We start from the raw sequence: 18,523 nt of genomic DNA, 5'->3' as shown, positions 1-18,523 counted from the left end.
ACGGGGACGCCAAGTAGGGGCAGAGGAGGCGCGCCACATGAGCGAGCTCTTTGAGCTGTTGATCGGGGACGGCATCGCGGAGGACGAGGAGGAACTCGGCTGGCAGGAGCGCGCGTTGTGCGCCCAGACCGACCCCGAGTCCTTCTTCCCCGAGAAGGGCGGCTCGACCCGCGAGGCCAAGAAGGTCTGCCTCGCCTGCGAGGTCCGTTCCGAGTGCCTGGAGTACGCCCTCGCCAATGACGAGCGTTTCGGCATCTGGGGCGGCCTCTCCGAGCGCGAGCGCCGTCGACTCAAGAAGAGCGCGGTCTGACCGGGCGGCCCCCGCCCCCCGCTGACCCTTCGACAGCGACGGACAACCGCACAGCTGTACGGGCGCCTCACCGCGGTGGTGGGGCGCTTTCGTGTTCCCGGGGCCCCTTCACCGTCCCCGCACGCACACCCCGGACGAAGCGGCCACCCGGAGCCGTTAGTGTGGTGCGCCATCCGGTTGCCGTTCACCGGCTGTGTCCACCGAGAACTGGGGCCCGCGCACGCGATGACCGTCTACAGCCACCAGAGCGGCTCCACCGCTTCCCGGCCGCCCGCCTATCCGCGCCACCTGGTCACCGCCGTGATCGTCTCGCACGACGGCGCCCGCTGGCTCCCGCGGGCCATGGCCGGCCTGCTCGGTCAGGACCGCCAGGTCCAGCGCGTCCTCGCGGTCGACACCGGATCCACCGACAACTCTCCGCAACTGCTCGCGGACACCCTCGCCGACTGGCTGCCCGAGAGCGGACCGCTGGTCCTCGGCCGCCGGGCCGGCTTCGGCACCGCCGTCCACGAGGCCGTGGCGGGCAGTGCGCCCCTGCGCCCGGAGGACCTCCCGTACCGGCTCGACCCCTCCGGCTACGACCCGGTCACCGGCGGCTGGGACGACTTCGGCGACCCGCTCGCCCAGGAGGACGACCTCGGCCGCGGCGGCCCGCGCGAGACCCGGCCGGTCGAGTGGCTCTGGCTGCTGCACGACGACTGCGAGCCGCAGACCGACGCCCTGCGCCGACTGCTCCAGGTCGCCGACTCCACCCCCAGCGCCGCCGTGGTCGGCCCCAAGCTGCGCAGCTGGTACGACCGCCGCCAGCTCCTCGAGGTCGGCGTCACCATCGCCCGCTCCGGCCGCCGCTGGACCGGCCTCGACCGCCGCGAGCAGGACCAGGGCCAGCACGACCAGGTCCGCCCGGTGCTCGCCGTCTCCAGCGCCGGCATGCTGGTGCGCCGGGACGTCTTCGAGGAGCTCGGAGGCTTCGACCGGGCCCTCCCGCTGATGCGGGACGACACCGACTTCTGCTGGCGGGTCAACGCCGCCGGCCACCGCGTGGTGGTCGCCCCCGACGCCGTGCTGCGGCACGCCGAGGCGGCCGCCCGCGAGCGCCGGGCGATCGACTGCGGCCCCGCCCATCCGCACCGGATGGACAAGGCCGGTGCCGTCTACACCCTGCTCACCAACTGCAAGGGCGCGCTCTTCCCCTACGTCCTGCTGCGGCTGGTGCTCGGCACCCTGCTGCGGGCCGTCACCAACCTGCTCGGCAAGGACCCGCGCCAGGCCTTCGACGAACTCGCCGGCCTCGGCCACGAACTCGTCCGCTTCCCACGGCTGTTGGCCGGGCGCAAACGTCGCGCCAAGTCCCGGTCGGCGGACGCCCTGGACGACCGCACGCTCTTCCCGGCCCCCGGCGCCACCACCCGGCTGGCGGTCGAGGGCGTCGTCGGCTCGCTCGGGATAGGGGGCGGCGACGACACCGGCCGGCACGGCTCGGCCGAGGCCGGCGGCGACGAGGACGCCGAGGACCTGGTCGTCGAGCAGTTCGCCCTGCTCAAGAAGCTCGCCCGGCGCCCGGCGCCGGTGCTGTTCGCGGCCCTGCTGGTGTTCGCCCTGATCGCCTGCCGCGGCCTGCTCGGCAGCGGCGAGCTGTTCGGCGGCGCCCTGCTGCCGGCGGCCGACGGGGCCGGCGGCCTCTGGTCGATGTACGCGGACGCCTGGCACCCGGTCGGCACCGGGTCCACCGCCGCCGCACCGCCGTACCTCGGCGTGCTCGCGGTGCTCTCCTGGATCCTGTTCGACCACGCCGACCTCACGCTCACCCTGCTCGTGGTGCTCTCCGTCCCGCTCTCCGCGGTCAGCGCCTACCTGGTGTCCCGGCCGCTGCTGGACTCCAAGCTGGTCCGCGCCTGGGCCAGCGCCACCTACGCGCTGCTGCCCGCCGCGACCGGCGCGCTCGCCCAGGGCCGGATCGGCACCGCCGTGCTCGCCGTGCTGCTGCCGCCGCTGGCCCGCGCCGCCGCCATCGCGGCCGGCCTCGGCATCCGCGCCGAGAGCGCCGCCAAGGGCGCCCGCCCGGGCTGGCGCCCGGTCTGGATGACCGTCCTGCTGCTCACCCTGGCCACCGCCTTCGTCCCGATAACGTGGGCGCTCGCGGTGCCGCTCTGCCTGGCGATGCTGGTCGTCGGGGTGCTGCGCGGCAGCGCCTTCGGCTCCGGCGGCGCGGCCCTGCGGCCGCTCGGCCTGCGCGTCCTGGTGATCCTGGCGGTGCCGGTCGCGGTGCTGGCCCCGTGGTCGCTCAAGGTGCTGTCGCACCCGCAGTGGCTGCTGCTGGAGGCCGGGCTGCCCGGTCTGCACGGCACCGGCGCGAGCGCGGCCGGCCTGCTGCTGGTCAACCCGGGCGGCGCCGGGGTGCCGCCGGTCTGGCTCTCGGCGGGCGTCGTGCTGGCCGCCCTGGCCGCGCTGCTGCGCGCCGACCGCCGCCGTGCGGTGCTCGTCGCCTGGGGCGCGGCCGGCGCCGGCCTGGTCTTCTCGGTCGTGGTGGCGGGCACCTCCGTCACCCCGGCCTCCGGCGGTCCGGCGGTGCCCGCCTGGACCGGCCCGGCGACCCTGATCGCCGGGCTCGCCCTGCTCGCCGCCGCCGCGATCGGCGCCGACGGCGCCAACGCCCGCGTCGCCGGGATCGCCTTCGGCTGGCGCCAGCCGGTGGCCGCCTTGGTGGTGGCCTCGGCCGTGCTGGCCCCGCTGGGCACCGGCCTGTGGTGGGCGCTGACCGGCGCCGGCGGGCCGCTGCACCGCGGCCAGGCCGACCAGGTCCCCGCGTTCATCGCCGAGGAGGCCGGGACCACCGACCGGGCCCGCACCCTGGTCGTCACCGGGGAGAAGGGCGGCGGCGCGGTCCGCTACACCGTGCTGCGCGGCGCCGGTCTGACGCTCGGCCAGGCCGAGTCCACCGTCGACCCGGCGACCGGCACCCAGGACGGCCTGAACAAGATGGTCGGCAGCCTGCTGGCCGGCTCCGGCGCCGACCAGGCGAGCGCCCTGGCCGGCTACGGCATCGCCTACGTGCTGGTCCAGCAGCCGGTGATCGACGCCTTCAAGGACGTCCTGGACACCACCCCCGGCCTGGTCAAGGCCAACCAGGACGGCGCCGCCGCGCTCTGGCAGGTCAACGGCACCCCCGCGGTCCGCGCGGTGATCACCGCCCCGGGGGCCACCCCGGTGGTCGTCCCGTCCGGGGCCCGCGACCTGTCCGCCACCGTCCCGGCCGGCCCGGACGGCCGGGTGCTGCGGCTCGCCGAGTCCGCCGCCCCGGAGTGGAAGGCCACCGTCAACGGCACCGCGCTGGAGCCCACCACGGTCGACGGTTGGGCGCAGGGCTTCAAGCTCCCGGCCGCCGGCGGCAAGGTGGCCGTCACCCGCGAGGGCGGCGCCGCCCACACCGGCTGGATCTGGGCCCAGGTGCTGCTCGGCCTCACCATCCTGGTGCTGGCCCTGCCCGGCCGCCGTAGCCACAAGGACGACGACCTGCCGGAGGAGGCCGTCGCCACCGCCGCGCTGGCCGCCGCCGCCCAGGCGCAGGCCCCCGCCCCCGGCAGCCGCCGGGCCCGCCGGATGGCCGAGCGGGGCGAGGGCGCGGAGGGCGCCGAGGGCGGTGCCGAGGAGTCCGGGGTGTACGACCGGCCGGGCGCGATCCCGGCCCAGCCGAGCTCCGAGCCGGTGACCGGCGCCGTCCAGGCGGCCGCCGCCATCCAGGACGCCGAGCAGTACACGGACCCGTACCAGGCGTACCAGCAGGCCGACCCGTACAGCTACGACCAGTACGCGGCCCAGCAGCCGGTCGCCGCGCCGTACGGCGGCCAGGGCTACGACACCCAGGGGTACGACGCCCACGGGTACGGCCGGCAGCAGGGCTACGAGCAGCCGTACCAGCCCGAGCAGCAGCCGTACTACGAGGTCCACGGCTACGACGGCGGGCAGCAGCCGGAGCAGCAGCAGCCCTGGCTGCCCGGCCAGCCCCAGGGCGAGGCCCCGTACGACCCGAACGACCCCAACGGCCCCGGCCGGTACCCGCACCAGCACGGATCGGGGAGCTGACCCGCGATGAAGAAGCCCGCATTCAGGAAGAAGTCCGGCGCCGGCGAGGCCGGCGAGGCCGCCGAGCCGGCCGGGCCCGCCGTCGCGGCGGAGCCGTCCGGCCCGGCCCGGACGTCCCGCCCCGGCCGCGGCCGCGGCCCGCTCGCCGGGCGAGCCGGAGGAGCCGGGCGAGCAGGGGGAGCAGGGGGAGCCGAGGGGCCCGGAGCAGCCGGGTCCGGCGGGGCGGCGAAGACCACCCAGTCCCTGCTCGCCGCGGCCGTGGTGCTCGCGGCGGTGTTCGGGATCGCCCAGGTGCGCCCGCCGGCCGCCCCGGCCAAGGCCGGCACCGGAGCCGCCGCGACCACCGCGCAGGTCGAGCGGACCTCGGTGGTCTGCCCGCAGCCGGTCCAGGGCCTGACCGGCTCGACCACGCTCACCGCCTACACCCCGCCCGGGACGGGCTCCGCCACCGGCGGGGCCGGCTGGCTCTCCGATGCGGCCGCGCCCGCCGTGCCCGCCGCCCAGCCGACCACCGCCCCCGCGGCCCCGGCCGCCGCCACCCCGGCCCCGACCGGCTCGGGCGCCCCGGGCGCCCCGGGCGCCCCGGTCCAGGACAAGAACGCGGCGCCCGCCGACGCCCGGCTGACCGTGCCCAAGCCCGGCACCCCGGCCACCGGCCCGGCCGCCAACGGCGACGCCGCGCCCGGCACCGGGGCCGTCGCCACCGGCGCCCTCGCCCCCGGCTTCACCGTCACCCAGACCACGGTGGTCACCGAGCAGCGCGGCCTCGGCCTGTCCGGCCTCACCTGCACCCCGGCCGCGACCAGCTTCTGGTTCGCCGGGGCCAGCACCGCCGCCGACCGGGTCGACTACCTCAGCCTGGTCAACACCGAGTCCGCCGCCGCGGTGGTGGACATCAAGCTGTACGGCGACAAGGGCCTGATCGACAACGACGCCGCCAACGGGATCACCGTCTCGCCCGGCAGCTCCCAGGCCGTCCTGCTGTCGACCCTCACCAAGGGCGCGGTCGCCGACCTCGCGGTGCACGTGGTGGTGCGCTCCGGGCGGGTCGGCGCCGCGCTGCACGCCGCCGACGGCGGCAAGGGCGCCGACTGGGTCCCCGCCTCGGACGCCCCGGCCCCGGTCCAGGTGATGCCCGGCCTGCCCGCCGACACCGCCTCCGCCCGCCTGGTGGTCTGGGCGCCGCCGGAGGACGACGCCGACCTGAAGATCCAGCTGTCCGGCAAGAACGGCTGGTTCAGCCCGGCCGGCAACGAGTCGATCCACGTCAAGGCGGGCATGGTGGCCGCTGTCGACCTCGGCAAGCTCACCCGGGACGAGGTCGCCGGGCTGCGGCTGTCGCCCAGCGACGACAAGCACCGCACCCCGGTCGTGGCCGGGCTGCGGGTCGACCGGGCGGCGGCCAACGGCAAGACCGACGCGGCCTGGCTGACCGGCAGCGACCCGGTCGGCGCCCGCGCCACCGTCGCCGACAACCGGGCCGGCGCCTCCACGCTCTACCTGACCTCCAGCGGCGAGGCCGCCACCGTCCGGGTCACCGCCTCGGCCGGCAGCGGCGGCGGCACCCCGGCCACCAAGGAGGTCCAGCTGCCGGCCGGCGGCACGGTCGCCCTCCCGGCGCCCGAGCCCGCCGGGCTGAACGGCGTCTTCGCGCTCACCGTGGAGACCGTCTCCGGCGGCCCGGTGGTGGCCGCCCGGATGCTCTCCCTGCCGGCCAAGGACGTGCCGATGTTCACCGTCCAGGCGCTGCGCGACGACCGCAGCACCGTCAAGGTCCCGCAGGCCGGCCAGGACCCGGGCGTCGTCCTGCGCTGAGCGGGCCGAGCGGGGCCCGCGCCGGACACCCGGCGCGGGCCCCGACCCGTCTCAGTCCTCGTCGTAGCGCGGGTCGATGGCGTCCGGCGACAGCCCGAGCAGCTCCGCGACCTGTTCGATCAGGATCTCGTGCACCAGCGCCGCGCGGTCCTCCCGGGTCTTCGCCCGGATCTCCACCGGCCGCCGGTACACCACGATCTGGCTCTTGCGCCCCTGCTGGCCCGGCGACACCCGCCCCAGCGGCACGCCGTCCTCGGCGTCGGCGCCGTCCGGCTCGTGCAGCGGCACCTCCTGGACGGCGAACTCCACCTCGATCAACTGCGGCCAACGCCGTTCGAGGCGCTCCACCGACTCGCGCACGTAGTCGTCGAACAGTTCGGAGCGGGTGAGCGAGATCGGCACCTGGGGCGGCGCCAGCGGGCCGCGCAGGCCCCGCCCGTGCCGGTCGCGGTGCCGGGGGCGGCGCGCCGGGCCTGTCGATGACTGCGGTGCGGAGCTGTCCATATCACTGCCGAGGGTAGTCCTTGGACGGTCGGAAGTGGACCACTCCGACCGGGAATCGCACGGGGCGTCGGATACGCGGACCCGGCGCCCGCGGGGCGACACGGCACCCCCTCCGGGCAGGCGGTCTTCGCTCCCCGGCGGGGAGTGCGGTACCGTCCACCCTCGTGAGCTCTGTACGTCGTTGTTCGCGGACCGCGTGCGGCCGGCCGGCCGTCGCGACGCTGACGTACGTCTACGCGGACTCCACCGCCGTCCTCGGGCCGCTCGCCACCTACGCCGAGCCGCACTGCTACGACCTGTGCGCCGAGCACGCCGAGCGCCTCACCGCCCCGCGCGGCTGGGAGGTCGTCCGGCTCGCCGCCGAGGCCGGGCCGCTGCGCCGCAGCAGCGACGACCTGGAGGCGCTGGCCAACGCCGTGCGCGAGGCCGCCCGCCCGCAGACCCCCCGTCAGGGCCGCGGCTTCGAGGGCGAGTCCACCGAGGGCGGCCGCCGCGGCCACCTCCGGGTGCTGCGCTCGCCCGACAACTGACACCCCTCCCGGTACGGGGCGTCCCCGGTCCTGGCACGGGGCGTTCGTCCGGCCCGGGTACGCTGCCCGTCTACCGTCACCGCGCCCGTCGACCGACGCGCGGTGGCCCCGACGTTTCGTGATCAGTCCTAAAACCAGGGTGGAGCCGCAGTGCGCGACCTCAAGCAGCTCGTGAAGGCGTACGACGTCCGAGGCGTTGTCCCGGACCAGTGGGACGAGAGCCTGTCCCGGGCCTTCGGTGCCGCGTTCGTGCAGGTCACCGGCGCGACCGCGATCGTGGTCGGGCACGACATGCGGCCCTCCTCGCCGTCGCTGAGCCTGGCCTTCGCCGAGGGCGCCGCGGCCTACGGCGCCGACGTGGTGCAGATCGGGCTGTGCTCCACCGACCAGCTGTACTACGCCAGCGGCAAGCTCGACCTGCCCGGCGCGATGTTCACCGCCAGCCACAACCCGGCCCAGTACAACGGCATCAAGCTGTGCCGGGCCGGCGCGGCCCCGGTCGGCCAGGACACCGGCCTGTCCGAGATCCGCGAGCTGGTCGAGTCCTGGACCGCCGAGGACGACACCGTCACCGTCCCGGCCAGGGACGTGAAGCCGGGCGCGCTGTCCGCCCAGGACACCCTGCGCGGCTACGCCGACCACCTGCTGGGCCTGGTCGACCTCACCGCGATCCGCCCGCTCAAGGTCGTGGTGGACGCCGGCAACGGCATGGGCGGCCACACCGTGCCGACCGTCTTCGACGGCCTGCCGATCGAGCTCGTCCCGATGTACTTCGAGCTGGACGGCACCTTCCCGAACCACGAGGCCAACCCGCTCGACCCGAAGAACCTGGTCGACCTCCAGGCCAAGGTCCGCGAGGTCGGCGCCGACGTGGGCCTAGCGTTCGACGGCGACGCCGACCGCTGCTTCGTCGTGGACGAGCGCGGCGAGCCGGTCTCCCCGTCGGCGATCACCGCCCTGGTCGCCGTCCGCGAGATCGCCCGCGCCCGGGCCGCCGGCGAGGCCGAGCCGACCGTCATCCACAACCTGATCACCTCCTGGACCGTCCCCGAGGTGGTCCGCGAGCTCGGCGCCAAGCCGGTGCGCACCCGGGTCGGCCACTCCTTCATCAAGCAGGAGATGGCCGAGACCGACGCCGTCTTCGGCGGCGAGCACTCCGCGCACTACTACTTCCGCGACTTCTGGCGCGCCGACACCGGCATGCTGGCCGCGCTGCACGTGCTGGCCGCGCTCGGCGGGCAGCCGTCCGCGCTGTCCGGGCTCACCGCCGAGTACGACCGCTACGCCGCCTCCGGCGAGATCAACAGCACCGTGGCCGACCAGGCCGCCAGCACCGCCGCCGTCCGCGCCGCCTACGCGGGCGGGGAGGGCACCACGGTGGACGAGCTGGACGGCCTGACCGTGGCCGGCCCGGACTGGTGGTTCAACCTGCGCGCCTCCAACACCGAGCCGCTGCTGCGCCTGAACGTCGAGGCCAAGGACCCGGCGAAGATGGCCGAGCTGCGCGACGGCGTGCTCGCCGTCGTCCGCGGCTGAGCCCCTCGCCCGACGCCGAGCCCGGGCCCCCGACCGGGCTCGCGCCCGCGCGGAGCGCCTGAGCACGGGCCCCGGTGCCCCGGCCGGTAGGGTTTCCTATCGGCCGGGGCACCTCCGTGCCACCCCCGAACCTTGGAGAGCCCCATGAAGCTCGAATCCTTCCTGCTGGAGATCCTGGTCTGCCCGCAGTGCCGGGCCGCGCTCGTCGAGGGCGGCACCGAGGAGCAGCCCGAGCTGGTCTGCACCGGCGCGGACTGCGGCCTCGCGTACCCGGTCCGCGAGGGCATTCCGGTCCTCCTGGTGGACGAGGCCCGCCGCCCGGCCTGATCCTGGGGGCGACGCCCGGGACGAAGCCCGGGCGGAAGCCCCGGGACGAAGCCGCCCCGACCGCCCCGACCGCCCGTCCAGGACCGCAGCCGGAGGTTCGCCGCATGCTCGACGACACCCTGCTCGACGACCCGGCCGCCCTCCAGCGCGCCGACCACGACCGCGCCCTGCTGGCCCTGGCCGGCGCCGGTGCGCGGGTCCGCACCGCGCTGCGGCAGGCCGAGGCGGCCGGCCTCGACCGGCTGCGTCCGGACGGCCGCCCGCGTGCCGTCCTGGTCGCCGGGCACGGCAGCGCGCTGACCGCCGCCGAGATGCTCTCGGCGCTGGCCGGTACGAGCTCCCTGGTCACCCCGCTGCCGCCGACCGAGGCGGCCGCCCCGCGCGCCGACCGGGCCGGCGCCCCGCCCGCCTTCACCGCCGGGCTCGGCTGGCAGCTGCCCGGCTGGGCCGGCCCGCTGGACCTGCTGGTGATCAGCTCCGCCGACGGCGGCGAGCAGGGCCTGGTCGCCCTCGCCGAGCAGGCGTACGCGCGCGGCTGCGCGATCGTGGTGACCGCCCCGGCCGGCAGCGCGCTGGCCGAGGCCGCGCTGCAGGTGCGCGCGCTGCCGCTGCCGTTCGTGGCCTCGGTCCTGCCCGAGGACCTCGCGCCCGTGACGGCCGTCGAGCCGGACCTGCCGGCCGAGGACCCGGCGGCGCTCTGGTCCCACCTCGCCCCGCTGCTGGCGCTCGCCCAGAAGATCGGCCTCACCCAGCTCCCGTACGACGCGCTGCCGGCCCTCGCCGACCTGCTGGACGCCGCCGCGGTGCGCTGCCGCCCGGACGCCGCCGCGTACACCAACCCGGCGAAGGGCCTGGCCGCCCGGCTGGCCGGGACGGTCCCGCTGCTGTGGGCCGAGGGCCCGATCGCCGGGGCGGCCGCCACCCGGTTCGCGGCCCAGCTGGCCGACCGGGCCGGGCGTCCGGCGCTGGCCGGGCCGCTGCCGCAGGTGCTCACCGCCCACCGCGGCATGTTCACCGGGCAGTTGGGCGCGGGCGCCGATCCGGATGACTTCTTCCGCGACCGGGTCGAGGAGCCGGACCCGCTGCACCTCCAGGTCCTGCTGCTGCGGCACGCCCCCGGCGCGGCCGGCCCGGCGGCGCCGGACGAGCAGGACGGCCCGGCCGAGGTGCCGGAGGAGGACGCCGGGCCGCGCAGCTTCGGCGTCTCCCGGGCGCACCGGCTGGCCGCCGCGCACGACGTCCGGCTGACCGAGTACGCGAGCACCCGGCCGGACGCGCTGCACGCGCTGGCCGACCTGGTCGCGCTGACCGACTTCGCCGCCGTCTACCTGGGGCTCGCCGCCGCGCAGTCCTGAGACGGTCGGCCGATCGGGCCCCCGGGGCCGGTACGGTAAGCGCTCGACGACGCCGACCGACCCGTGAGGACCTGGAAGCATGAGCACCGAAGGCGGTACCAAGGCACTGATCGCGGCGCTGTCCGCGAACCTGGCGATCGCCGTGGCCAAGTTCACCGCCTTCGGCTTCACCGGCTCCTCCTCGATGCTGGCCGAGGGCGTGCACTCGGTGGCCGACTCCGGCAACCAGGTGCTGCTGCTGATCGGCGGCAAGCGGGCGCGCCGGGCGGCCGACGAGGAGCACCCCTTCGGGTACGGCCGCGAGCGCTACGTGTACGGCTTCCTGGTGGCCATCGTGCTGTTCAGCGTCGGTGGCCTGTTCGCGGTCTACGAGGGCTGGCACAAGATCAGCCACCCGGAGGCGCTGGACTCCTGGGGCTGGGCGGTCGGCGTGCTGGTCTTCGCCATCGGCATGGAGGGCTGGTCCTTCCTGACCGCGATGCGGGAGTCGGAGAAGGCCAAGGGCAAGCAGAGCTGGACCCAGTTCATCCGCACCGCCAAGGCACCGGAGCTGCCGGTGGTGCTGCTGGAGGACACCGGCGCGCTGATCGGCCTGGTGCTCGCGCTGTTCGGCGTCGGGCTCACCGTGATCACCGGCGACGGCGTCTGGGACGGCATCGGCACCCTGTGCATCGGCCTCCTGCTGGTGGTGATCGCCGTGGTGCTCGCCCTGGAGACCAAGTCGCTGCTGCTCGGCGAGTCGGCCGACAAGGACTCGGTGCGCCGGATCCGGGAGGCGCTGGTGGACGGCGAGGCGGTCACCCGGGTGATCCACATGCGCACCCTGCACCTCGGTCCGGAGGAGCTGCTGGTCGCGGCCAAGATCGCCGTCAACGCGGAGGACAGCGCCGCCCGGGTCGCGGAGGCGATCGACGCCGCCGAGTCGCGGGTCCGCGCGGTCGTCCCGATCGCCCGGGCGATCTACCTGGAGCCCGACGTGTACAGCGCGGAGAAGGCCGCGGCGGGCGACGACCCGGCCGCCACGCCCGGCGGCCCCGGCCCGGGCGGCGCGCACTGACCCCTCCCGCGCCCCCGTCCCGCTGACCGACCTGTCCCGTACACCGGCCCGTCCTAGGGCCCGGCTTGAGAGCGGGTCGGACCGGGGGCCGAAATCGGTCATCGGCGGACGGCCGGCGGGGCCATCGGTGTAGATTCGTCACCAGAGCCAGAACGTCGCTGCTGATGGCGGTCGATCGGCGGTCCGCACCCCGCGGGGCGCGCGCCGGTCGAGGGAGAGAGGTCCTCCGACGGTTTGTGCTGCGCAACGGGAAGCCGGTCCACCACCACGGACCCGGCGGTCCCGGCGTGGCCGTGCACCCGTACGGCCTGACGCACGCGACGCACGCCCGGACCTATGGCCCCACCCCCATCAGCGAGGAGCAGACGCATGTCGACCGACATCACCGGTGACTTCAAGGTCGCCGACCTTTCCCTGGCGCCGTTCGGCCGCAAGGAGATCCAGCTGGCCGAGCACGAGATGCCCGGTCTGATGGCGATCCGCGCCGAGTACGCCGAGGCGCAGCCGCTGGCCGGCGCCCGCATCACCGGCTCGCTGCACATGACCATCCAGACCGCCGTGCTGATCGAGACCCTGACGGCGCTCGGTGCCGAGGTCCGCTGGTGCTCCTGCAACATCTTCTCCACCCAGGACCACGCGGCCGCCGCCATCGCCGTCGGCCCGGAGGGCACCCCGGAGAACCCGCAGGGCGTGCCGGTCTTCGCCTGGAAGGGCGAGACCCTGGAGGAGTACTGGTGGTGCACCGAGCAGGCCCTGACCTGGCCTGACGGCAAGACCCCGAACATGATCCTGGACGACGGCGGCGACGCCACCCTGCTGATCCACAAGGGCGTCGAGTTCGAGAAGGCCGGCGTCGCGCCGGACCCGTCCACCGCGGACAACGACGAGTTCCGGATCATCCTGGAGCTGCTCAACCGCACCCTCAAGGACACCCCGAACAAGTGGACCGAGGTCGCCTCCACGATCAAGGGCGTGACCGAGGAGACCACCACCGGTGTCCACCGCCTGTACGAGATGCACCGTGACGGCCAGCTGCTGTTCCCGGCCATCAACGTCAACGACTCGGTCACCAAGTCGAAGTTCGACAACAAGTACGGCTGCCGCCACTCGCTGATCGACGGCATCAACCGCGCCACCGACGTCCTGATCGGCGGCAAGGTCGCGGTCGTCTGCGGCTACGGCGACGTCGGCAAGGGCTGCGCCGAGTCGCTGCGCGGCCAGGGCGCCCGCGTGATCGTCACCGAGATCGACCCGATCTGCGCGCTGCAGGCGGCGATGGACGGCTACCAGGTCACCACCCTGGAGGAGGTCGTGGAGATCGCCGACATCTTCATCACCACGACCGGCAACAAGGACATCATCATGGCCTCGCACATGGCCCGGATGAAGCACCAGGCCATCGTCGGCAACATCGGCCACTTCGACAACGAGATCGACATGGCCGGCCTGGCCAAGCTCGACGGCGTCGTGAAGACCGAGGTCAAGCCGCAGGTCCACGAGTGGCGCAAGGCCGACGGCCGCACCATCATCGTCCTCTCCGAGGGCCGCCTGCTGAACCTGGGCAACGCGACCGGCCACCCGTCCTTCGTGATGTCCAACTCCTTCGCCAACCAGACGATCGCCCAGATCGAGCTGTTCACGAAGACCGAGCAGTACCCGATCGGCGTCTACGTGCTGCCGAAGCACCTGGACGAGAAGGTCGCCCGCCTGCACCTCGACGCGCTGGGCGTGAAGCTGACCACCCTGAGCCAGGAGCAGGCCGACTACATCGGCGTCCCGGTCGAGGGCCCGTTCAAGTCGGAGCAGTACCGCTACTGACCGATCAGCGGATCCGACGGCCGGCGCCCTCCCCTCCGGGGGCGCCGGCCGTCGGCGTTCCGCCGGGGCGGTTCAGCGGGTCCAGGAGGCCTCGTCCGCGCCGAGCACCTCGAACCGCTCGAGCAGACCCGCCAGTCCGCCGGCCCCCTGGACGGACGGGAGCCCCGCCGCGGTGCCGTTGGCGCAGAGCTGGACGCCCTTCTCGACCCGGCACACCGGGGTGCCGCCGTTCGGCCGGCCGTCCGCGAACTTCCCGAAGCCGTCCGGCTGGACCGTGACGCTCAGCCACTTGTCGCCGACGGTGTACGACAGGATGGCGCTCCACGGGGGCTCGGAGTCCCTGGTGGGCCGGTGGACCTCGGCGTTCCGCAGCCCGAGGTCGGCGGGCAGGCCGGTCGGGCGCACCGGGAAGGGGACGTCCCAACTGCCGAACTCGGCGCCGGCCGCGACCCGGAGCAGGTCGTCCTGGACCTTCGCGTCCAACCACAGGGTGGCGGTCAGCTGGGCCCAGCGGCCGGAGGCGGTCAGCCAGCGCAGCCCGCCCAGGGACCCCGACGCGTCGGTGAGCAGCCACTGGGCCTCCCGGCCGGCGACCGGGGGCGCGGGGGCGGTGTGCTGCCCGGGGGCGGGGGACTCGCCGGGGCCGCGCAGCAGCTCCAGCTTCAGGGCGGGGGTCGCGTTGAGGACGGCGGTGGTGGTGGCCGCGGTGGCGACGGAACGGCTGTCGCTGTTCGCGTAGCCGACGGCCGGCCGGGCCAGCCACGACGGCAGCCAGCCGAAGCGGGCCTCGGCGCTCAGCGGACCGGTCCGCGCCGCCGGGGTCGGCGCGGCCGTCGGGGACGGCGCGAGCGAGACCGGGGCGGTGGGCGCGGGGACGGCCGGCGCGGGCGGCGCCCCGGCCGGGCGCAGCAGCAGGACGCCGGCCAGGACGGCGGCGGTCGACCCGGCCACCACACCGACCAGGGCCTGCCGGCGGCGGCGCAGCCGGACCCGGCCGCGGGCGATCACCGCCGAGGTGTCGAGTGCGGCGGGCGGCGCCGGGGCCTCGGCGAGGGCACTCAGCCGGGCGGTCAGATCACGCTGCTCGTGCGACCTCATGACGTCCTCTCGGCGGTGGTGGGACGGGGGGAGAGCGTCGTCCGGAGGGTGGCGAGAGCCCGCGAGGTCTGGCTCTTCACGTTGCCCGAGGAGCAGCTCATCGCATCGGCGGTCTGATCGACCGTGAGGTCGCAGTAGTACCGGAGCACCACGGTGGCCCGCTGCTTGGGCGGCAGCGCGGCCAGCGCCTTGCGCAGGTCGAGCCGGGCGTCGAGGTCGGCGGCCACCGACGCCACGTCCACCGGCGCCGCGGTCCGTGACGTCCGCCGCCACCAGGACGAGCGCTGCTCGGCGAGGAAGGTGTTGACCAGCACCCTGCGGGCGTAGCCGTCCAGGTTCTCCACCCGGCCGGCCCGCGACCAGTTCACGTACAGCTTGGTCGCGCACTCCTGCACCAGGTCGTCGGCCCGGTGCCAGTCCCCGCACAGCAGATAGGCGACCTTGCGCAGCCAGCCGCTCCTGGAGGCCACGTACTCCGTGAACTCCACGTCGCGCGTCTGCTTCGCCATCCGCACCCCCTCTCGTCGTGGTGGCGGCGCACCGGCGCGCCGTCCGCCCCTCTAATGCGGGCACCGGCCGGAACGTTGCACGCGAACCGCGGACGTAGGCTTTCCGGCATGCCCAACGGCCGGTACTCGCTCCACGACCCGCACGACCACGTCCCGCTCGGGGAGGAGCGCTTCAGTTGCGCGCCCGGGGCGGCCGGGTGGCGGTACGTCTCCAAGACCTACGCGCCGGACGGCCGGGTGCTCGGCAGCACCGACCTGACGCTGGACTCGCGCGCCCGGCCGCTGCGGCTGGAGCTGCGGGCCGGCGGCTGGCAGGTGCGCGGCGGGGCGGTGGACGGGGTGGCCTGGGTCCGGACCGACGCGGCCGACCCCGGCGGCGAGCACGCGGCGGAGGGCCACGACCGGGCGCACGCCTTCACCGGCCGCTCGCCGGGCTTCCTGGTCGCCACCGCCCGGCTGCTGCGGCTGCGGGAGGGGGCGAGCGCGCGGGTGCGGCTGGTGGCCTTCACCGAGCCGGTGCTGGCGCCGCGCACCCTCGACCAGGGGTGGCTGCTGGAGGGCGTCGACACCCACGAGACGGATTCGGGGCCACTGCTGGTCGAGCGGTACCAGGTGGCGGACCTGGAGACGGGCGAGCAGCAGGTCGTGCACCTGGCGGGCGACGTGGTGCTGGCGGCGGAGGGGATCGAGCTGGAGGAGCTGGAGTCGCCGCCGAACGCCTGGCGGGTGGGGGCGGAGGAGGAGTAGCGGGCCTTCGCGGCCGGGGCTGGTGCGGCAGGGCTGCTGCGGCCGGGGCGGTTCGCCTCAGGCGGGCGGGGCGAAGCCGCTGCCGGCGGCGGGCTTGTCGAAGGACGGGGCCGTCGGGGCGGTCGGTGCGGCTGCCGGGGCCGCGGCGGGGGCCGGGGGAGCCGTGGGCGCGGGCTGCTGGGCCGGCAGGCCGAGGACCCGGACGGGCCGTCCGTCGGCCGGGCCGGTCGGAGCCGGCGCGGGGAGCGGACCGGAGGCCGGGCGGGGAGCGGGCACCTGGGCGGGCACCTGGGCGGGTACCGGTCGGCCGGGTATCGGCCCGGCCGCCCACAGCTGCTGCTGGGCCCGGGTCCACTCCCGCCGCTGGCGCTCGGTGAGCACCGCGCCCAGGTACGCCGCCGGGTGCAGCCCCGGCGCGATCGGGTGGCCGATCAGGGCGGACAGGTCCTCGGCCAGCCGGGTGGACATCCGGTGCATCACCGCCGGGTCCAACTGGCTCGTCCGGCCGAGCAGTTGGCGGACGGCCAGCCAGAGCGGCTCCGGTACCGCGGACAGGTCCATCGCGACCAGCTCGTGGCCCATCGACTGCAGCAGGTGCGGGTGCACCGGCGGCAGCGGGGTGGCGGAGCCGCCCGCACCCGGGGTGCGCTCGCGGACGACCACCGTCCCGGCGAAGATGTCGCCGAGCCGCTTGCCGTCCGAGTGCACCGCCGAGGTGATCACGGCCGGGGCGCCGGTCAGCACGATCATCTCGAAGAAGCCGACCAGCCCGCGCACCAGCGAGTGCCGGAAGCGCACCGGCCCGCCGTCGGTGCGCACCACCCGCAGGCCGAGCGCGGCCTTGCCGAGCGAGCGGCCGCGGGTGAGGGTCTCGACCATCACGGGCACGGCGACCAGGAAGAACACCATCAGGCCGATCATCGTGGCGGCCAGGGCCGCGCCGTCGAGCCCGATCAGCGCGAGGCTCAGCAGCAGCGTGAACACCAGCAGGGCGGCGAACTCCACCAGCAGGTCGATCACGATCGCCAGGGCCCTGCTCGGAAGCTTCGCCGTCTGCAGGCCGAGGACGACCGCCTCACCCGTCACCAGGTCGCTCAAGACACCTGTCCGTTCACGTTCTTGGAGCCGGTACGGCTCGCCCATGGGGATCCGGCGCCTGGGAGGGCGGCGGTGCCGGGGGAGGGAACCACCCCGGACCGGCTCCCCGTGACGCGCTCTCCGCAGTCTGATCCGCAGCCGCAAACATACGGGGCCCGGTGGGCGCACGGGAAGTGAGATCCCGACGGCCGGGGCGGCGGCCGCTGCTGGCATGCTGGGCCGCGCGTGTCCGCCCGGACCCGCCAGCCCGGACCCGCCCGCCCGCGGACCCGCCCGCGCACGCACGTCCGCGCCCGCCGCCGATCTATGGAGCCGCCGAAATGGACCTGGACGTCTTCGTCGCCACCCACCAGGGGGAGTGGGCCCGACTGGACGCCCTCGCCCGCCGGCGCCGGCTCGGCGGGGAGGAGGCCGACGAGCTGGTCACGCTCTACCAGCGCGCCACCGGACACCTCGCCAAGGTCCAGGCCGCCGCGCCGGACCCGGCCCTGGTGAGCCGGCTGACCGGCCTGGTCTCCCGCGCCCGCAGCGCGGTGACCGGCGCCCGGACCAACGGCTGGCAGGACGTCGCCCGCTACTACACGGTGAGCTTCCCGGCCGCGCTCTACCGCTCGCGCCGCTGGTGGGTGCCGGTGGCGGTGGTCTCGATGGTCGCCACCGCACTGCTCGCCTGGTGGATGGCCACCCACCCCGAGGTCCGCAACAGCCTGGTCGCGCCCGAACACCTCCAGGAGCTGACCCGCCCCGGCGGCCAGTACGAGACGTACTACTCGGACCGGCCGGCCAGCTCCTTCGCGGCACAGGTCTGGACGAACAACGCCTGGATCGCCGTGCAGTGCCTGCTGTTCGGGATCGCGTTGGGCATTCCGGTGCTCTACGTGATGTGGACCAACGTGCTCAACCTCGGCATCGGCGTCGGGCTGATGGCCTCCGCCGGTCGCCTCGACGTCTTCCTCGGCCTGCTCATCCCGCACGGCCTGCTGGAGCTGACCGCGGTCTTCGTGGCCGGCGGCCTCGGGCTGCGCCTCGGCTGGACCGTCATCGACCCCGGCCCGCGCACCCGCTCGGTGGCCCTGGCGGAACAGGGCCGCGCGATCATCGGCATGTCGATCGGCCTGGCGACGGTCCTGGCGGTCTCCGGCGTCCTCGAAGCCTTCGTGACCCCGTCCGGCCTGCCGACCTGGGCCCGCATCTCCATCGGTGTGCTGGCCGAGGCGGCCTTCCTCCTCTATGCCCTGGTGCTGGGCCGGCGGGCCGCCGGGGACGGGGAGTTCGGCGATCTGGACGCGGCCGACCGGGCGGACCTCCAGCCCGTCGCGGCCTGAGCCGATGTGATCGACAGGTCTCTGACCTGCTAGTCTCCTACTCGTCCGGCCAAAACCATTGACGTGGTGAGGGTGGGCTAGTAGGTTTGAACGGTTGGGACTGACTGGACAACGGTCGGTCCCGGGCATTAGTGTCTACGACACCGCCGAATCGAGGCGAGCGTGTTCCACGGAATACGCGTCCTCTGACGAAGCAAAATCCCACGGACGGATCACTCCGAAAGCCTTGATAGGCTTCGGAACGAAGTTCGCAGGAAATCCCCCCAGTGGGAATCGGATGAATGAAGCGCCGGTAAACGGAGCGGAAAACGTCTGGTAAGCTGGAAACACGAAAGAACGAAGCCCGGAGGGTCCGCTGGAAGGCGGTCCGAAGGAAGCGTCCGTTCCTTGAGAACTCAACAGCGTGCCAAA

General features: G+C 74.9%; 16 protein-coding genes. 11 read left to right on the top strand and 5 right to left on the bottom strand.

What is annotated here, in order from left to right; translation table 11 throughout:
• Window positions 1-37 precede the first annotated feature (37 nt).
• The 3 genes from ACFCY1_RS38440 to ACFCY1_RS38430 all read left to right on the top strand — a co-directional run bounded on the left by ACFCY1_RS38440 (window position 38) and on the right by ACFCY1_RS38430 (window position 6,208).
• Window positions 38-310: a WhiB family transcriptional regulator gene (locus ACFCY1_RS38440; protein WP_030062195.1), complete on the top strand. Its 273-nt coding sequence runs from the start codon at window positions 38-40 to the stop codon at window positions 308-310.
• Between the two features lie 225 nt (window positions 311-535).
• On the top strand, window positions 536-4,393 hold the full coding sequence (locus ACFCY1_RS38435; protein WP_375877531.1) for a glycosyltransferase: 3,858 nt from the start codon (window positions 536-538) through the stop codon (window positions 4,391-4,393).
• 6 nt (window positions 4,394-4,399) lie between these two features.
• Complete coding sequence (locus tag ACFCY1_RS38430; protein WP_375877530.1) at window positions 4,400-6,208, top strand: DUF5719 family protein; 1,809 nt, start codon at window positions 4,400-4,402, stop codon at window positions 6,206-6,208.
• A 51-nt stretch (window positions 6,209-6,259) separates the two neighbouring features.
• Here ACFCY1_RS38430 and ACFCY1_RS38425 read toward each other — a convergent pair whose 3' ends face one another.
• Window positions 6,260-6,712, bottom strand: coding sequence for a metallopeptidase family protein (locus ACFCY1_RS38425; protein WP_049659268.1), 453 nt, complete (start codon window positions 6,710-6,712; stop codon window positions 6,260-6,262).
• 164 nt (window positions 6,713-6,876) lie between these two features.
• Between ACFCY1_RS38425 and ACFCY1_RS38420 the strand changes: the two genes are divergently transcribed.
• From ACFCY1_RS38420 to ahcY, 6 genes are all read left to right on the top strand, one after another.
• Window positions 6,877-7,242, top strand: coding sequence for a DUF3499 domain-containing protein (locus tag ACFCY1_RS38420; RefSeq protein WP_049659269.1), 366 nt, complete (start codon window positions 6,877-6,879; stop codon window positions 7,240-7,242).
• 150 nt (window positions 7,243-7,392) lie between these two features.
• Complete coding sequence (locus ACFCY1_RS38415; protein ID WP_049659270.1) at window positions 7,393-8,778, top strand: phosphomannomutase/phosphoglucomutase; 1,386 nt, start codon at window positions 7,393-7,395, stop codon at window positions 8,776-8,778.
• 144 nt (window positions 8,779-8,922) lie between these two features.
• On the top strand, window positions 8,923-9,105 hold the full coding sequence (locus ACFCY1_RS38410; protein ID WP_049659271.1) for a Trm112 family protein: 183 nt from the start codon (window positions 8,923-8,925) through the stop codon (window positions 9,103-9,105).
• 104 nt (window positions 9,106-9,209) lie between these two features.
• Window positions 9,210-10,460 (top strand): SIS domain-containing protein, encoded by a 1,251-nt coding sequence (locus ACFCY1_RS38405; protein ID WP_375877529.1) that lies wholly within the window; start codon window positions 9,210-9,212, stop codon window positions 10,458-10,460.
• Window positions 10,461-10,539: 79 nt separating this feature from the next.
• Window positions 10,540-11,517, top strand: coding sequence for a cation diffusion facilitator family transporter (locus ACFCY1_RS38400; RefSeq protein WP_049659434.1), 978 nt, complete (start codon window positions 10,540-10,542; stop codon window positions 11,515-11,517).
• Window positions 11,518-11,886: 369 nt separating this feature from the next.
• Entirely contained in the window at window positions 11,887-13,335 is a 1,449-nt protein-coding gene (ahcY, locus tag ACFCY1_RS38395) for an adenosylhomocysteinase (RefSeq protein WP_049659437.1), read from the top strand.
• A 72-nt stretch (window positions 13,336-13,407) separates the two neighbouring features.
• Here ahcY and ACFCY1_RS38390 read toward each other — a convergent pair whose 3' ends face one another.
• Window positions 13,408-14,433, bottom strand: a complete 1,026-nt coding sequence (locus tag ACFCY1_RS38390) for a hypothetical protein (protein ID WP_375877528.1) — start codon at window positions 14,431-14,433, stop codon at window positions 13,408-13,410.
• Window positions 14,430-14,942, bottom strand: a complete 513-nt coding sequence (locus ACFCY1_RS38385; protein ID WP_049661338.1) for a SigE family RNA polymerase sigma factor — start codon at window positions 14,940-14,942, stop codon at window positions 14,430-14,432. The genes ACFCY1_RS38390 and ACFCY1_RS38385 overlap by 4 nt, the downstream gene beginning before the upstream one ends.
• A gap of 108 nt (window positions 14,943-15,050) precedes the next feature.
• Between ACFCY1_RS38385 and ACFCY1_RS38380 the strand changes: the two genes are divergently transcribed.
• On the top strand, window positions 15,051-15,689 hold the full coding sequence (locus tag ACFCY1_RS38380; protein ID WP_074003857.1) for a hypothetical protein: 639 nt from the start codon (window positions 15,051-15,053) through the stop codon (window positions 15,687-15,689).
• A gap of 57 nt (window positions 15,690-15,746) precedes the next feature.
• Here the strand turns inward: ACFCY1_RS38380 and ACFCY1_RS38375 are convergent, their stop codons facing one another.
• Window positions 15,747-16,787 carry an RDD family protein gene (locus tag ACFCY1_RS38375; protein WP_375877527.1) on the bottom strand — a complete coding sequence of 347 codons (1,041 nt, stop codon included), beginning with the start codon at window positions 16,785-16,787 and terminating at the stop codon, window positions 15,747-15,749.
• 320 nt (window positions 16,788-17,107) lie between these two features.
• On the opposite strand from ACFCY1_RS38375, the gene ACFCY1_RS38370 reads away from it, so the two are divergent.
• On the top strand, window positions 17,108-18,112 hold the full coding sequence (locus ACFCY1_RS38370) for a stage II sporulation protein M (protein ID WP_049660346.1): 1,005 nt from the start codon (window positions 17,108-17,110) through the stop codon (window positions 18,110-18,112).
• A 135-nt stretch (window positions 18,113-18,247) separates the two neighbouring features.
• Here the strand turns inward: ACFCY1_RS38370 and ACFCY1_RS38365 are convergent.
• On the bottom strand, window positions 18,248-18,523 hold a 276-nt coding region (locus tag ACFCY1_RS38365; protein ID WP_375877526.1), incomplete at its 5' end, for a hypothetical protein.

This window comes from Kitasatospora sp. NPDC056273 (genome assembly GCF_042268845.1).
GTDB lineage: Bacteria > Actinomycetota > Actinomycetes > Streptomycetales > Streptomycetaceae > Kitasatospora.
Note: the sequence above shows the minus strand (reverse complement) of the source record. Positions and strands in the feature narration are given on the sequence as shown.

What these genes read in the sequence shown, in the direction of transcription:
- ACFCY1_RS38370 (WP_049660346.1), top strand. Translation starts at nt 17,108, where the DNA reads ATGGACCTGGACGTCTTCGTCGCCACCCACCAGGGGGAGTGGGCCCGA.
- ACFCY1_RS38385 (WP_049661338.1), bottom strand. Translation starts at nt 14,942, where the DNA reads ATGGCGAAGCAGACGCGCGACGTGGAGTTCACGGAGTACGTGGCCTCC.
- ACFCY1_RS38405 (WP_375877529.1), top strand. Translation starts at nt 9,210, where the DNA reads ATGCTCGACGACACCCTGCTCGACGACCCGGCCGCCCTCCAGCGCGCC.
- ACFCY1_RS38430 (WP_375877530.1), top strand. Translation starts at nt 4,400, where the DNA reads ATGAAGAAGCCCGCATTCAGGAAGAAGTCCGGCGCCGGCGAGGCCGGC.
- ACFCY1_RS38380 (WP_074003857.1), top strand. Translation starts at nt 15,051, where the DNA reads ATGCCCAACGGCCGGTACTCGCTCCACGACCCGCACGACCACGTCCCG.
- ACFCY1_RS38400 (WP_049659434.1), top strand. Translation starts at nt 10,540, where the DNA reads ATGAGCACCGAAGGCGGTACCAAGGCACTGATCGCGGCGCTGTCCGCG.
- ACFCY1_RS38425 (WP_049659268.1), bottom strand. Translation starts at nt 6,712, where the DNA reads ATGGACAGCTCCGCACCGCAGTCATCGACAGGCCCGGCGCGCCGCCCC.
- ACFCY1_RS38390 (WP_375877528.1), bottom strand. Translation starts at nt 14,433, where the DNA reads ATGAGGTCGCACGAGCAGCGTGATCTGACCGCCCGGCTGAGTGCCCTC.
- ahcY (WP_049659437.1), top strand. Translation starts at nt 11,887, where the DNA reads ATGTCGACCGACATCACCGGTGACTTCAAGGTCGCCGACCTTTCCCTG.
- ACFCY1_RS38440 (WP_030062195.1), top strand. Translation starts at nt 38, where the DNA reads ATGAGCGAGCTCTTTGAGCTGTTGATCGGGGACGGCATCGCGGAGGAC.
- ACFCY1_RS38410 (WP_049659271.1), top strand. Translation starts at nt 8,923, where the DNA reads ATGAAGCTCGAATCCTTCCTGCTGGAGATCCTGGTCTGCCCGCAGTGC.
- ACFCY1_RS38435 (WP_375877531.1), top strand. Translation starts at nt 536, where the DNA reads ATGACCGTCTACAGCCACCAGAGCGGCTCCACCGCTTCCCGGCCGCCC.